General features: G+C 61.4%; 14 protein-coding genes and 1 pseudogene. 13 read left to right on the forward strand and 2 right to left on the reverse strand.

Annotated features, from left to right (window positions below):
- Positions 1–15 precede the first annotated feature (15 nt).
- The 6 genes and pseudogenes from LOY69_RS28840 to LOY69_RS28860 all read left to right on the forward strand — a co-directional run bounded on the left by LOY69_RS28840 (position 16) and on the right by LOY69_RS28860 (position 5,391).
- Positions 16–1,794 carry a GspE/PulE family protein gene (locus tag LOY69_RS28840; RefSeq protein WP_265073904.1) on the forward strand — a complete coding sequence of 593 codons (1,779 nt, stop codon included), beginning with the start codon at positions 16–18 and terminating at the stop codon, positions 1,792–1,794.
- Positions 1,795–2,300: 506 nt separating this feature from the next.
- Positions 2,301–2,627: pseudogene (locus LOY69_RS30720) on the forward strand (HAMP domain-containing protein); the annotation flags it as partial.
- Between the two features lie 141 nt (positions 2,628–2,768).
- Positions 2,769–3,482, forward strand: coding sequence for a methyl-accepting chemotaxis protein (locus tag LOY69_RS30725; protein ID WP_371826187.1), 714 nt, complete (start codon positions 2,769–2,771; stop codon positions 3,480–3,482).
- A 139-nt stretch (positions 3,483–3,621) separates the two neighbouring features.
- Entirely contained in the window at positions 3,622–4,542 is a 921-nt protein-coding gene (locus tag LOY69_RS28850) for an SPFH domain-containing protein (protein ID WP_102862164.1), read from the forward strand.
- Between the two features lie 10 nt (positions 4,543–4,552).
- The gene (locus LOY69_RS28855) at positions 4,553–5,002 is read left to right on the forward strand and encodes an NfeD family protein (protein ID WP_265073906.1); all 450 of its coding nucleotides are present in this window, start codon (positions 4,553–4,555) and stop codon (positions 5,000–5,002) included.
- A gap of 71 nt (positions 5,003–5,073) precedes the next feature.
- Positions 5,074–5,391 (forward strand): DUF2388 domain-containing protein, encoded by a 318-nt coding sequence (locus LOY69_RS28860; protein ID WP_016966055.1) that lies wholly within the window; start codon positions 5,074–5,076, stop codon positions 5,389–5,391.
- Positions 5,392–5,463: 72 nt separating this feature from the next.
- Here LOY69_RS28860 and LOY69_RS28865 read toward each other — a convergent pair whose 3' ends face one another.
- Positions 5,464–6,138 (reverse strand): TetR/AcrR family transcriptional regulator, encoded by a 675-nt coding sequence (locus tag LOY69_RS28865; RefSeq protein ID WP_102862167.1) that lies wholly within the window; start codon positions 6,136–6,138, stop codon positions 5,464–5,466.
- Between the two features lie 142 nt (positions 6,139–6,280).
- On the opposite strand from LOY69_RS28865, the gene phlG reads away from it, so the two are divergent.
- The gene (gene phlG / locus LOY69_RS28870) at positions 6,281–7,165 is read left to right on the forward strand and encodes a 2,4-diacetylphloroglucinol hydrolase (protein ID WP_102862168.1); all 885 of its coding nucleotides are present in this window, start codon (positions 6,281–6,283) and stop codon (positions 7,163–7,165) included.
- A gap of 52 nt (positions 7,166–7,217) precedes the next feature.
- On the opposite strand, the gene LOY69_RS28875 is transcribed toward phlG, so the two are convergent.
- Entirely contained in the window at positions 7,218–7,820 is a 603-nt protein-coding gene (locus LOY69_RS28875) for a TetR/AcrR family transcriptional regulator (RefSeq protein ID WP_102881225.1), read from the reverse strand.
- 462 nt (positions 7,821–8,282) lie between these two features.
- Between LOY69_RS28875 and LOY69_RS28880 the strand changes: the two genes are divergently transcribed.
- From LOY69_RS28880 to LOY69_RS28905, 6 genes are all read left to right on the forward strand, one after another.
- On the forward strand, positions 8,283–9,371 hold the full coding sequence (locus LOY69_RS28880) for a hydroxymethylglutaryl-CoA synthase (protein WP_102862170.1): 1,089 nt from the start codon (positions 8,283–8,285) through the stop codon (positions 9,369–9,371).
- 29 nt (positions 9,372–9,400) lie between these two features.
- The gene (locus LOY69_RS28885; protein ID WP_016966051.1) at positions 9,401–10,597 is read left to right on the forward strand and encodes a thiolase family protein; all 1,197 of its coding nucleotides are present in this window, start codon (positions 9,401–9,403) and stop codon (positions 10,595–10,597) included.
- A gap of 12 nt (positions 10,598–10,609) precedes the next feature.
- Positions 10,610–11,050, forward strand: coding sequence for a Zn-ribbon domain-containing OB-fold protein (locus tag LOY69_RS28890; protein WP_102862172.1), 441 nt, complete (start codon positions 10,610–10,612; stop codon positions 11,048–11,050).
- A 208-nt stretch (positions 11,051–11,258) separates the two neighbouring features.
- Positions 11,259–12,308: a type III polyketide synthase gene (locus tag LOY69_RS28895; RefSeq protein ID WP_102862173.1), complete on the forward strand. Its 1,050-nt coding sequence runs from the start codon at positions 11,259–11,261 to the stop codon at positions 12,306–12,308.
- A gap of 110 nt (positions 12,309–12,418) precedes the next feature.
- A complete protein-coding gene (locus LOY69_RS28900; protein WP_265073907.1) occupies positions 12,419–13,696 on the forward strand; it encodes an MFS transporter in 1,278 nt (425 codons plus the stop codon).
- 6 nt (positions 13,697–13,702) lie between these two features.
- Positions 13,703–14,635, forward strand: coding sequence for a fumarylacetoacetate hydrolase (locus tag LOY69_RS28905; RefSeq protein ID WP_170001751.1), 933 nt, complete (start codon positions 13,703–13,705; stop codon positions 14,633–14,635).

Below are 14,635 nucleotides of genomic sequence, written 5' to 3' on the forward strand. Positions count from 1 at the left end.
CCCCAAGGAGCCCCCATGGCTGCCGCACACATTGCCCAGGATCACTGGCTGGACCTCAGTGAGCTGCTGCGTGAACTGCTGGCCCAGGGCCGCATCAGCCAGGATGCCGCCGAACAGGCCCTCAGCACCCGACGTCATGGCACCAGCACCCCCTTGCATCCCCTGGAACTGATTGCCAGTCAGCATCTGCCGGACTTGCAGCGTCCCGGCCAGCATCTGGACCTGGACAGCCTCACCGCGTGGCTGGCCCGGCACGCCGGCCAGCCCTACCTGCGCATCGACCCGTTGCAGATCGACGTCGCCAGCATCACCCCGCTGATGTCCTGCGCCTTCGCCCAGCGGCACAAGATCCTCGCCGTGGCGGTGGATGCCCAAAGCGTCACCGTGGCCAGCGCCCAGCCCTATGTCAGCGCCTGGGAGGCCGATCTGGCCCATGTCCTCAAGCGCTCGATCCACCGGGTGGTGGCCAGCCCGGTGGATATCCAGCGCCTGACCCTGGAGTTCTATCGCCTGGCCAAATCGGTCAGCGGGGCCAGCAGCGAGCAAAGGACAAGCGGCCCGGGCAACCTCGAGCATCTGCTCAAGCTCGGGGCCAGCGACCAGGAGCCGGATGCCGACGACGCCCACATCATCAACATCGTCGACTGGCTGTTTCAGTACGCCTTCCAGCAACGGGCCAGCGATATCCATATCGAGCCCCGCCGCGAGCACGGCACCCTGCGCTTTCGCATCGACGGGGTGCTGCACGGCGTCTACCAGTTCCCGCCCCAGGTGACCCTGGCCATCGTCAGCCGCCTCAAGAGCCTGGGACGGATGAACGTCGCGGAAAAACGCAAACCCCAGGATGGCCGGGTCAAGACCCGTACTCCCGAAGGCAGCGAGATCGAGTTGCGGCTCTCGACCCTGCCCACGGTCTTTGGCGAAAAGTTGGTGATGCGCATCTTCGACCCGCAGGTGCTGCTCAAGGATTTCGATCAGCTGGGCTTCGGCGCCGACGACCTGAACCGTTGGCAAGCCATGACCGCGCAGGCCCACGGCATCATCCTGGTGACCGGCCCCACAGGCTCGGGCAAGACCAGCACCCTCTACACCACCTTGAAAAAGCTCGCGAGCCCCGAGATCAACCTGTGCACCATCGAAGACCCGATCGAGATGATCGAGCCGGCGTTCAACCAGATGCAGGTGCAGCACAATATCGACCTGAGCTTTTCCAGCGGCGTGCGTGCGTTGATGCGCCAGGACCCGGACATCATCATGATCGGCGAGATCCGCGACCTGGAGACCGCCGAAATGGCTATCCAGGCTGCACTCACCGGGCACCTGGTGCTCTCCACCCTGCACACCAACGATGCCCCCGGAGCCATCAGCCGCCTGCTGGAACTGGGAGTGCCTCACTATCTGATCAAGGCCACCCTGATCGGCGTCATGGCCCAACGCTTGCTGCGTACCCTGTGCCCCCACTGCAAGGCGCCCGCCGCCCTCGCCCCGGATGACTGGCAGAGCCTGACCTCCCCCCGACAGTTGCCGCTCCCGCCCCTGAGCAAAAAGGCCGTGGGCTGCGCAGAGTGCCGTGGCACCGGCTATCACGGACGTACCGGCGTCTACGAAATCATGCCCTTGAGTACCCCGCTCAAAGCCCTTGTTCGAGACGACCTCGACCTCGCCGGCCTGCGTCGCCAGGCTTGCGACGACGGCATGCGCAGCCTGCGCCTGGCCGCCGCACAAAAGCTTGCCGATGGCCTGACCAGCCTGGAGGAAGTGCTGCGGGTGACACCTCAAAGCGAAAACCAGTAACCAGGCCCCGCTCGCCCGGAGGCGAACCCCAAGTGCTGGGCTACGCTTTAACCACCGCCAAGACAAGCAGGAAACCAGGCATGAATATTCGTCACAACATGATCGCCTCCGGGGTTCTCAGCCTGCTGGCCATTGCCCTGGTAGCCGGCCTCGGCCTCTGGGGACAGTCACGCCTGGCCAAGGCCCTGCATGACAATGAAGTCAATGCCAATGCCCTGCGCAATCACCTGGAAGCCGACATGATGCACGACGCCCTGCGGGCCGACGTGCTGGAGGCTCTGAGCAGCGAACCCGGCGACAGCGCGGCCGCAGAGGAGGTGCGCAACAGTCTGCGCGAACACGGCGATTGGTTCCGCAAGGCCCTGGCGGAAAACGCCCGGCTGCCCCTGGCGCCGGATATCCGCGATGCCATCAGCGAGTTGCAGCCGGTCCTGGAAAGCTACATTCATGCGGCCGAAAACATCGCCGAACAGGCCCTCAAGGACCCCCAGGCCGCGCGCCTGCAAATGCCGGAGTTTTCTCAGCGTTTCAGTGAAGTGGAGGCCCGCAACTCGGCACTGAGCAGCAAGATCGAAGCCGCTACCGCACAGACCAGCGCAGACAGTGAAACCGCCGTACGCCAAGCCGCCTGGTGGCTGATCGGCGGCAGTCTGATTGCCGCCCTGGCCCTGTGCCTGTTGACCCGCCAATTGCTCATCCGGGTCCTCAAGCCCCTGGAAAAATCCGTCGCCACCGCCCGGGCCATCGCCCAGGGCAACCTGACCATGCCCATCAGTGTCGACAGCCGGGACGAAGCCGGCCAGTTGCAACAGGCCCTTGGCGAAATGCAGGACAACCTGCGGCAGATGATCACCACCATCCGCCATGAGAGCGAGGAGTTGCGGGGGCGCTCCCACAGCCTCAGCGACACCTCGCTGGGCATCGCCGACGGCGCCACCGAGCAGGCCGACGGCGCCACCGACATGGCAGCAGCCATGGAGCAGATGATCAGCAACATTGCCCAGGTCGCCGAGCACGCCCGCAACGCCCAGGGCATTGCCGCCCAGTCCGAGTCCCTGGCCGGCAGCGGCGGCCAGGTGATCCTCGGGGTCGTGGACGGCATGAGCCACATCGCCGAGGCGGTGAACCAGTCGTCCCAGAGCATTACCGCCCTGGGCCAGTCCTCGGAGGAGATCCATTCGATCATCCAGGTGATCAATGGCATCGCCGAGCAGACCAACCTGCTGGCCCTGAATGCCGCCATCGAAGCGGCCCGGGCCGGCGAGGCCGGACGCGGATTCGCCGTGGTCGCCGACGAGGTGCGCAACCTGGCGGCGCGCACCGCGCAATCCACCCGGGAGATCACCGGCATGATCGAGCGCATCCGTGAAACCACCGAGCAAGCAGTGAGCAGCATGCAAACCGGGGTCAGCCGGGTCAGCGACGGGGTGCACATGGCCCAGCAGGCGGGGACTTCGATCAACGAGATTCGCCAGGGTGCCCAACGTTCGGCGCTGATGGTGGAAGAGATTTCCCACACCATCGGCGAGCAGTCCAAGGCCAGCAGCGAAGTGGCGCAACGGGTGGAGATGATCAGTCAGGTAGCCCGGCGCAACAGCCAGGCCATGCGTGAGCTGACCCAAACGGTGGAGCAGATGGAGAACTCTGTGGCGACCCTGCAAACCTCGGTCACCCGCTTCCAGCTTTGAACCTTGCGGCGTGCCCGAATCGCACCGGTGATGTGTGTCCCGATGATGCAAGGACCAAGGTATCCCGGCGCGGGGCGGGGCGCCGCCGTACACTCGTGCTCCTCAAGCCCCTTGAGCAATGACTGAACAGGTGAATGTTATGCAGATCGGAAGCGTACTGTTACTTTTTGTCGGCCTCGCGGTGGCCCTGGTGTTCATGGGGTTCAAGGTCGTGCCCCAAGGCTACCAGTGGACGGTGGAACGCTTTGGTCGCTACACCAACACCCTCAAGCCGGGGCTGAACATCATCATTCCGGTGATGGACCGCATCGGTCGCAAGATCAACGTCATGGAAAGCGTGCTGGACATTCCCCCCCAGGAAGTCATCACCGCCGACAACGCCACAGTGCAGATCGACGCCGTGTGCTTCTTCCAGGTGGTCAACACCGCCCAGGCGGCCTACGAGGTCAACAACCTTGAACACGCCATCCGCAACCTGCTGCAGACCAATATCCGTACCGTGCTCGGTTCCATGGAACTGGACGCGATGCTTAGCCAACGTGACGGCATCAACGAGAAACTGCTGCGAACCGTTGACGAAGCCACCGCGCCCTGGGGGATCAAGATTACCCGTATCGAGATCAAGGACATCAGCCCGCCTGCCGACCTGATGGCGGCCATGTCCGGGCAGATGAAGGCCGAACGAGTCAAGCGCGCCCAGATCCTCGAAGCCGAAGGCCTGCGGGCAGCGGCCATTCTGACCGCCGAAGGCAAGAAGCAGGCGCAGATTCTGGAAGCCGAGGGTGAACGTCAGGCAGCCTTCCTAGAGTCCGAAGCCAGGGAGCGCCAGGCCGAAGCCGAGGCCCGGGCGACCCAGGTGGTATCCGAGGCGATCGCCAGCGGCAACGTCCAGGCGATCAACTACTTCGTCGCGCAAAAGTACATCGATGCCCTGGGCAAACTGGCGTCGGCCAACAACAGCAAGGTGATCCTGATGCCACTGGAGGCCAGCCAGGTGATAGGCGCCGTGGGCGGCATTGGCGAAATCGTCAAGGCCACGTTCGACGGCAAGAAGGTCTGAGGCCCGATCCATGTTGGCATTCCTGCACGCACTATCGTTCTGGGACTGGCTGGCCCTGGGTACTGTATTGCTGATTCTCGAAGTGTTCGGTGCCGGCGGCTACCTGCTGTGGATCGGCCTGGCGGCTGCCGCGGTAGGAGTCCTGACCTTTCTGATTCCCGGCCTGACCTGGGAGGTGCAGTTCCTCCTGTTCGGCCTGCTATCGGTGCTGACCGCCCTGTACTGGTGGCATCGCCAACGCAGTGTGGTGCGCCCCAGCGACCAGCCAAACCTGAACCTGCGCGGGCAGGAGCTGGTCGGCAAGACCTTCGTGGTGCATCAGGCGATCGTTGACGGCCGTGGCCGGATCAAGGTCGCCGATGGGGTGTGGATCGCCAAGGGCGCCGACGCGCCTGTGGGCGCCCGGGTGCGTGTGATTGGCCAGGAAGGCGCCATTCTGCTGGTCGAAAACCTTGACTGATGGGTCACGGAACTCCGCTGGGGTATCTAGAATCAAACGGTGCAGATAACCCCCAGTTGGAGTCACCCATCATGCGTCTGAAAATAGCTGTCGCCACCCTTGCCCTGCTTTCTCTTCCCGTTGGTTCGGCAATGGCCGACACCTTCTGGCGTAACGTCATTTCCTCCGGCGCCACCACCGGCTCCACTTACCTGACCTTCAAGGATCACAAGCTGATCGTCGCCGCCCAAGACGACGCCGGCAGCTTCGTCGCCAGCGAAGGCAGCATTCGCGGCCCGTACCTGGAAGCCGCCATGCAGAAAGTCCGCGCCGACAATCCCGGCCTCAAGGCCACTGACATGGAACTGGCCAACGCTATCCTGGCGAAGAACGCCGTCGCACAGGAGTAAGGATCGTCCCAGGGATGGCTGACAGAAAACGCCGACCTCAGGGTCGGCGTTTTTTTTCGCCCGAGTGACACGCTAGGCTCTGCCAGAAGCCCGGGCCACCGCCGCCAGGCCAGCCAGGGCATAGCTCATCATGTGCTCGATCAGGGCCGGCGGGTCCAGCTCCAGGCCGGGCAGTACATTGCGCGCCAGCGGCTGATGGGCGATCAGCAGGAACAGGCAGGGCGCGAACACACTGACGGCACTGCGCAACGTGGCCGGGTCTTCCGGCGACAGGTGCATGATTTGGCCGAGAATGGTGCGCACGATCTTCGCCTTGGGGAACGCCTGTTCCTCCAGGACCGCCGGCAGCACCGACGAGGGCGACAGCAGCTCGCGGGTCAGCACTTTCAGTGCCCAGCCCTCGCGCTGATTGTTCAGCCCCTCGATCAGCACAGTGATGATCGCCCGCAGCTTATCTTCGGCACTGTCCTGGCTCTCGCTCAGGCTGATCATGGTCTCGATCCGCACCAGGCGATCGTGGGCTTCGCGCAGCACCGCCCGGTACAGGCCGTCCTTGTTCTCGAAGTGATAGTTGACCGAGGCGTTGTTGGCCTTGGAGTTTTCGCAAATCTGCTTGCTGGTGGTGTTGGCGTACCCCAGCTCGGCAAAGAGCTGGCCAGCCGTTTCCAGGATCTGCTGGCGAGTTGCCTGGCCATCCTGACGCGGCGCACGGGCCGCAGCAGGCGGCGGGGAAGCGGAAACGACCATAGACGCTCTCACTAAGTTAAATTCAAATTTGACTTTTGTTTATGGACTGCTTAGCTACAAAGCGCCAGTTTCTCGTTCAACTCCGCGAGCGGATTGCACGAACGTGGCGGCTACTCGTCAATTCACGCCAAAGGATATCAGCATGGAAGCGCGCATCATGACTCCCTTCACCTACTTCTCACTGCCCATGCAGAAGCTGTTCCTGCGTAACCAGGTGGCCATCCGGAACAAGCCCTACGCCAAGTATTTCCGCTCGGAAATGCGCGTGCCGCTGTCCGCTGTACGCAAGATCCAACAAGGCCCGATGGACCTGAAAGACACCCTGACCCCAAGCGTCGAGGACATCAATCGTCTGCTCGACCCGGACTTCGTCAGTGAGGAGTCCGGCTACGCCCTGCTACCGGGGCCGATGGCTTATGTGCAAAGCCGCAAGTTCTTCCCCGGCTGCACCGCACAGATGTTCAAGTGGTGGTTCATGTGGCACCCGGCGGAATCGGAGCGCTATACCCTGTGGTTCCCCTACGCCCATGTCAGCAACCCCTGCGTGAACCATCAGCGCCTGAGCGACGAATCCTTGAGCTTCGAAGAGCGGCTGTATGGCAACACTTTCTGCGCATCGGAGTATGTCGGCGATCGCCTGATGCACTTGCACATCGATTTTCAGGAACCAGCCAGCCTGGGCCTTGACCCTGATCTGTATCGCGAAGCGAAAATCGATGGCAGCGTCAGTGCCTTGATGAGCCTGGCCGATCACCCAGAGGTGCCGGTGTCATTGATGGTGCATCTGTTCAAGGAGGTGCCGGGCGGCATGTACCTGACCAGCCGTTACTGGGTCGGATCGCACCCATCGATGGCCCGCTTTCCCGGAGCTGAAAAAGCATCGGCGCTGCTCAAGGAAAGTGGCTTTGGCGAAGCCGAGCTGGAAACCCTGGCCTATGAATTTGCCGTGCACGATATGTGCGAGTTCAATCATCTGGCCAGCTTCCTGCCGGACCTGTATCGGGAGTTCGGCGCGACTTCAGCCTGAAACAACAGCCATTAAGCCCGCACAACTCAAGGGCTTAATGGCTGGCAATGGATCAACGTGGCGTATCAGGACAAACACCGTTGATCAGCAGAGAAGTGAACTCCTCAATGTCCTGTTCCGCGGTCAACTGCTCGGTCAGCAACCGATACCAGCAAAAACCAAAAATCATATCCAGCAGCAATTCACGGTTGGTGTCCTTGGGGAGCTCGCCATTGCTGATGGCATTTTCCACCAGCTTTTTCGGCAACTCCCTTCTGCGCTCCATGAATTGATCCTTGAGCTGGGTCAATGTTGCTGGATCCAACTGCGCTTCAGCGATGACACAGCGGAAAGCCTCTCCGCATATGGTTTCTCGCCAGACTTTCCAGAGATTGTGTAGCAAAAAGTCGAGATCAGCCTTGAACGAGCCGAGATCAGGAAATTTTCTGACCTGTTCACTCTCGTTTTCATAAACTTCCGCGATCAATGCCGCCTTGTTCGACCACCACCGATAGATCGTTGGCTTGCTGGCACCCGCCCGGCGTGCGACGGACTCGATACTAAGCCCGGAATAACCGCATTCCTTAAGGATTTCGATGGTGGAACTGAGGATGGCTTTATGGGTATGGGGACTTCGCAACGAGCCGATGGAGCTGCGAGATGGGGTACGAGCCACAATAAAAAATCTCCAGGCAGGGCGCTTGACAAACGCAACGCAGGGTATAGGATTCCTCCGAATCGAAATGAAACGGTCCGTTTCGTTTCATTCTTGAAAGAATCATGAACTTCTTGTACCGATCTATCTAGTTTTTAAAGTATCTCATTAGGGTTGAGTAAATCAGGCCCTGCAACTGCGAGTTCCTCGGATTCGAGGCTGCGGCCCGCTTCCCAAAAAGAGACTAGATCGTCTGAAATTATTACTAAACGAAACGTTCCGTATCATAGCATAGAGAGGTTAAGAAAAACAGCTTTCGAGTGGGTTTTCCCCTATTCGGAGTCTGCTGTCCCCCTCCTCTGGGCCGCCGGTTTATGCGGTGTCGCCACGAGACAGGCAGCAAAATTGTTTTCCGTATGTTTCAAGGGTGCTTCTGAGCAGGCACGACCCAGTTTTCTCAAAAAGAATGGAATCAAGAGGAAAATGAACGTGAAAAAAGTAGGCATTGTCAGCTATGGCGCGGGTATTCCGGTATGCCGCCTCAAAGTCCAGGACGTGATCAACGTCTGGAAAAACACCGAGCTCAAGCTGGTCGAGGAAAACCTCGGCGTCACTGAAAGAGCCGTGCTGCAGCCGGATGAAGATGTCATCACCCTCGGTGTGCTGGCGGCGCAACGGGCCCTGGATAAAGTCCCCGGCCATGAGCTCGAAGCCCTGTACCTGGGCACCTGCACCAACCCCTACGACTCGCGAGCCTCGGCTTCGATCATCCTGGAAATGCTCGGCAGCGGTTACGACGCCTATTGCGCCGACGTGCAGTTTGCCGGCAAGTCCGGCACCTCCGCCCTGCAGATCTGCCAGGCCCTGGTGGCCTCCGGCATGACCGGCAGTGCCCTGGCCATCGGCGCCGACACCATCAACCGCAACACCGCGCCGGGCGACCTGACCGAGTCCTATGCTGGAGCCGGCGCTGCCGCCCTGCTGATCGGCAATCAGAACGTCATCGCCGAGTTTGACGGCAGTTTTTCCTGCGCCGCCGATATCGCCGACAACATCCGACCCCAGGGCGATCGCTACATTCGTTCCGGGATGGGCCTGGGCTCGGACAAGAACAGCATCGGCCTGGAAGATCAGACCCGCCGCGCTGCCGAGGGCCTGATGGCCAAGTTGCGTACCAGCGCCGCCGACTATGACTACGTGGTGTTCCAGCAGAACCTGGTGTCCACGCCCTATTCCCTGGGCAAGCACCTGGGCTTCAACACCAAGCAGATCGAACCGGGGATCTACGCCGGCGATGTGGGTGACACTGGCGCCGCCAGCCCGCTGCTCGGCCTGATCAACGTGCTGGACCAGGCCCGTCCGGGGCAGAAGATCCTCATGGTGTCCTATGGTTTCGGGGCCGGCAGTGACGCCATTGCCCTGACCGTCACCGACGCCATCGAGCAGTACCAGAAGCACAACACGCCCCTGCGCGAACTGCTCGAAGCCAAGACCTATGTCGATTACGGCACCTCCATCAAGTACGAGTTCAAGTACCTGCGGGCTGACTACGCCCTGACCGCCTACCTCTGATTACGCCTGTCTACGCAAGGAGCATGTACATGTGCGCACGTCGTGTTGCAATCGTTTCGGCCGCCTATACGCCGAAGCCCGGAAGTTCACGAGTTCGGCAGACGTTCAAGGAAATGATCGTCGAGTCCGCCTATAAAGCCCTCAAGGACGCCAAGATGCACCCCCGGGAAATCCAGGGGGTCGCCTATGGTTATCACGGTGAAGGCATTTCCGAATATGGCGGCCTGGGGCCGACCATTTCCGACGCCCTGGGCATCAGTCCGGCGCCGACCTTCATGAGCACCGCCAACTGCACCAGCAGCTCGGTGTCGTTCCAGATGGGTCACCAGATGGTGGCGTCCGGTGAGTACGACATCGTCCTGTGCGGCGGTTTCGAGAAGATGACCGATCACTTCAACTACGCCGAGTACATCGGCTCCAGCACTGAATGTGAATACGATTACTTCCTCGGTATCTCCCACACTGACGCCTTCGCCCTGGCCACCGCCGAGTACTTCCAGAAGTTCGGCTACGCCGGTCGCGAGGCTGATGTACTGGCCACTTTTGGCCGGCAGATGCGCGTCTATGCCCACAACACCCCGACCGCCACCCGCTATGGCCAGCCGATTCCCACCCTGGAAGCGCTGAAGAACAGCGAAGCCTGCGGTTCGATGCTGGCCTGGGGCGAAGCCAGCGGCTGCGCCATCCTGGTGGCCGAACACCTGGCCCACAAGTACACCGACAAGCCGGTGTTCGTGCGCGGCTGTGCCTACACCGGGGTCTCACACTACTTCGGCACGCGCTTCCACAATCCGACCCTGCATCACCCGGGCCTGCCCAAGGACGTGGGCATGGCCGTCTCGGCCAACTCCATCGCCTGCGCGGAAATTGCCTACAAGAAAGCCGGGATCACCGCCAAGGACATCGACGTGGCACAGGTCTACGACCTGCTCGGCGCCGGGCTGATCCAGATGGAATCCATGGGCATCTGCGGCAAGGGCCAGGCCGGCGACTTCGTACTCGAAGGCGGCATCGCCCTGGACGGCCAACTGCCACTGAACACCGACGGCGGCAACATCGGCCGCGGCCACGCCTCGGGCTGCGACGGCATCCTGCACATCACCGAGCTGTTCCGGCAACTGAGGGGCGAATCCGACAACCAGGTCAAGGGCGCACGCATCGGCGTGTCGCAGAACCTTGGCGGTTATGCGGCGCACAACTCAGTGATTGTCCTCTCGAACGACTAAGGAGCCCGGACCATGTCCATGTACCCAGAACAGATCCACAGAATGACCACCGCCAGCATGCTCCGCGAATGGCGCGAGCATGGCGGCAAGTACCGCCTCGAAGGCAGCCAGTGCGAAGAGTGCAACGAGATCTTCTTCCCAAGGCGCACCGTCTGCGGCGCCTGCAATTCCCTGAGCGTGAAGCCATACCGCTGCAAGCGCACGGGCAAGATCGAAGTCATGGCCCACGCCGAAAACCCGGTCCTGGCCGCCATGGGTTATGGCGAAACAGTGCCGCGCGTCATGGCTATGGTGCGCCTGGATGACGGCCTGGTGATTGCCTCGGAGATTGTCGATGTCTGCGATCCACAGCAGCTGAAAGTCGGCGCGCCAGTGCGCATGGTGATTCGCAAGCATGTGCGCGAAAGCAACTTGGCCTGGCAATACGCTTATAAGTTCGTACTGGATATATAAGTTGTTATTCAAGGTGCCTTTATATAAGGCACCTTGAAGTTAGCCATTAAAATAAAATCCAACTTAAAAGTTACATCAACGGCCGCTTCGCGCCTCGAAGTTGCCTTAAGGTCCTGATTTCCTTTAGGGCCTACAGATTCCTGTGCCTATGAACGGGGACTTTCCCCACCCCTTAACTTATTGGCTTACTTAGAGCCAAGGACCCATCATGTCTACTCTTTGCCTCCCACACGTCATGTTTCCGCAACACAAGATCACCCAGCAACAGATGGTTGATCACCTGGAAAACCTGCATGCCGACCATCCGCGCATGGCCTTGGCCAAGCGCATGATCGCCAACACAGAAGTCAACGAGCGCCATCTGGTGCTGCCGATCGACGAACTGGCGGTACACACCGGCTTCACCCACCGCAGCATCGTCTATGAGCGTGAAGCCCGGCAGATGTCGTCGGCGGCGGCGCGCCAGGCCATCGAGAATGCCGGGTTGCAGATCAGCGACATCCGCATGGTGATCGTCACCTCCTGCACCGGTTTCATGATGCCGTCGCTGACCGCGCACCTGATCAACGACCTCGGCCTGCCCAATTCCACCGTGCAACTGCCCATCGCCCAGCTGGGCTGCGTGGCCGGTGCCGCGGCCATCAACCGGGCCAACGATTTCGCCCGGCTCGATGCTCGCAACCATGTGCTGATCGTATCCCTGGAGTTCTCTTCGCTGTGCTATCAGCCAGACGACACCAAGTTGCATGCCTTCATCTCCGCGGCCCTGTTCGGCGATGCGGTGTCGGCCTGCGTGCTGCGCGCCGACGACCAGGCCGGCGGTTTCAAGATCAAGAAGACCGAGTCGTTCTTCCTGCCCAAGAGCGAGCACTACATCAAATATGACGTGAAGGACACCGGCTTCCACTTCACCCTGGACAAGGCGGTGATGAATTCCATCAAGGACGTGGCGCCGGTGATGGAGAAGCTCAACTACGAGACGTTCGAACAGAACTGCGCGCACAACGACTTCTTCATCTTCCACACCGGGGGACGCAAGATCCTCGACGAGTTGGTGATGCACCTGGACCTGGCCTCGAACCGGGTCTCGCAATCGCGCAGCAGCCTCTCGGAAGCCGGCAACATCGCCAGCGTGGTGGTGTTCGACGTGCTCAAGCGGCAGTTCGATTCCAACCTGAATCGCGGCGATATCGGCCTGCTGGCAGCCTTCGGCCCAGGCTTCACTGCGGAAATGGCCGTCGGTGAGTGGACCGCCTGACGGGAAAACCTGCGTCTGTCCGACCTGACGTTGCCGGGCTGTAAGGCAACGTCAGGCCGCACCCTCACGGCGCGCCGCGCCGGGTTCATGGTTTTCAAGGAAGCAGAGCGATGAACGCTGGAATACCAACCACGGCTGCCGACAGCCGTTACGAAAGATCCATGGTGCTGTTGCTGTCACTGAGTTTCGGGCTGGTGGGGCTGGATCGCTTCATCATCCTGCCGCTGTTTCCGGTGATCATGCACGACCTGCAACTGGACTATCAGGACCTGGGCTACCTGTCCGCCGCGCTGGCCTTCACCTGGGGGCTGTCCGCCCTGGGCATGGGCGGCGTGATCGAACGCCTGGGCACCCGCCGCGTGCTGGTGGCCTCGATTGCCGTGCTGTCGCTGCTGTCCGGCTTCTCCGCGCTGGCCACCGGCGTGCTGGGGCTGGTGATCCTGCGCGGGTTGATGGGCATCTGCGAAGGCGCCTTCACCCCGACCAGCATCATTGTCACCAACGAAGTCTCGCGCCCTGACCGACGCGGGCTGAACCTGGGTATCCAGCAGGCGCTGTTCCCGATTCTCGGCCTGTGCCTGGGGCCACTGATCGCCGCCTACCTGCTGCAGCTTTCCGGCTCGTGGCGGGCGGTGTTCGCCATCATTTCCCTGCCGGGCCTGCTACTGGCCGGCTACCTGTGGAAGGTCTACCGGCCGTTGCCGGCGCCCTCCACCGCGGGCCTGCCCGGCAGCGCCGGGCGCAACTGGCTGGCGGCGTTCAAGAGCGGCAACGTCAGCCTGAACATCCTGATCATGTTCTGCATCCTCACCTGTCAGTTCGTGCTCTGCGCCATGCTGCCCAGTTACCTGACCGACCACCTGCACCTGGAAACCCTGTCCATGGCCTTTGTCATCTCGGCCATCGGCCTGGGCGGTTTCATCGGCCAATTGATCATTCCCGGAATGTCCGACCGCCTCGGACGCAAACCGGTGGTATCGGCCTGCTTCATGACCAGCAGCACCCTGGTGGGCCTGCTGATCGTCAGCCCGGCGATTCCCTGGCTGCTGTTTCTGCTGTTGTTCCTGCTGTCGTTTTTCAATTTCAGCCTGATCTGCATGACGGTCGGCCCGCTGACCAGTGAATCCGTGGCCCCGGCCCTGCTGCCGACGGCGACCGGGATTGTCGTGGGTTTCGGCGAAATTCTCGGGGGCGGGCTGTCCCCGGCCGTGGCCGGGTTTGCCGCCAGCCATTTCGGCCTGCCGTCGATCCTGTACGTGGCCCTGAGCGGCAGCCTGATCGGCTTGCTGATGTCATTTCTGCTCAAGGAAAGTGCGCTCGAACCTCGCCGGACGCGAGCCCCCGAGCCGCTGCCCATCCTCCCCGCCCACTTGCCCCTGAAGGACTAGAGAATCATGGACGATTACCTGCTGTTGCTGGATGTCTGCCACAAGGAACAGCGCGCCATTGGGCTGTTCGACTTTCACAATGGTCGCAGCATGCATGCCCTGTCCGAACACGGTGGGTTATACGAAACCCTGCATTTCTGCGCCCGCCGGCACCTGGATTGGAGCGAGTACCTGCGCAGCCTGCCAGCCCATCCGCAACAGCCTTCCGAGGGACACCCGCAAGGGCCGCTGCGTCCGCCACTCAAACCCAGCGACAGCCTCCTGGCCCAGGTCAGCGAGGTCAGCCTGAACACCCCAAACACCCGCCAGGGCTGGTTCTACAAGGGCAACGGCAGCCTGCTCAAGACCGACGGCGAGGCGCTGATGATCCCGTATCACGCCCTGAGCATTTGCAGTCAGCCAGGGGTGTTCTGCGTGTATCTGGTGGACCACTTCAAGCAACTGCGCTTTGTCGGCTTCAGCCTGGGCCATGACATCCATGACCCGCTGCTCAGCCGCCAGGACGCCAGTTCCTGCGCACAATCACGCCTGCGCCAGTGCGCCATCACTCCGGCGCTGATCCTCGGCGAGCTGCAGAGCAGCCTGTCACTCAATGTACGAGTTGAACGCCAGGGCGTGCAGTTGTCCTACCTCAGCTATCGTCTCGATCTACAGAACTGGTGGGCGATCCGCAAATACTCCCAGGCCTTCCTCGAACAGCATGAGCAGTTCCTGCAACCGGGCATGGTCCACTACGTGTTCCACAGTGCCTGCCGGCGCGAGAGCGAACTGCAGTTGCAACACGGCGACTGGCTGGACCTGGACTGCCCGGAACTGGAACTGGGCCTGAGCAACCAGGTCATCGAAGAAGAGCTGCTGCACCTCTATCCCCTGGACACTCACCCATCCCGGCGCAACACCCAAGGCAGTCGTCCGACGCGGCTACGCCACCCCTACTGA

The sequence above is a fragment of the Pseudomonas sp. B21-059 genome (assembly GCF_026016285.1).
GTDB classification, from domain to species: Bacteria; Pseudomonadota; Gammaproteobacteria; order Pseudomonadales; family Pseudomonadaceae; genus Aquipseudomonas; species Aquipseudomonas danubii.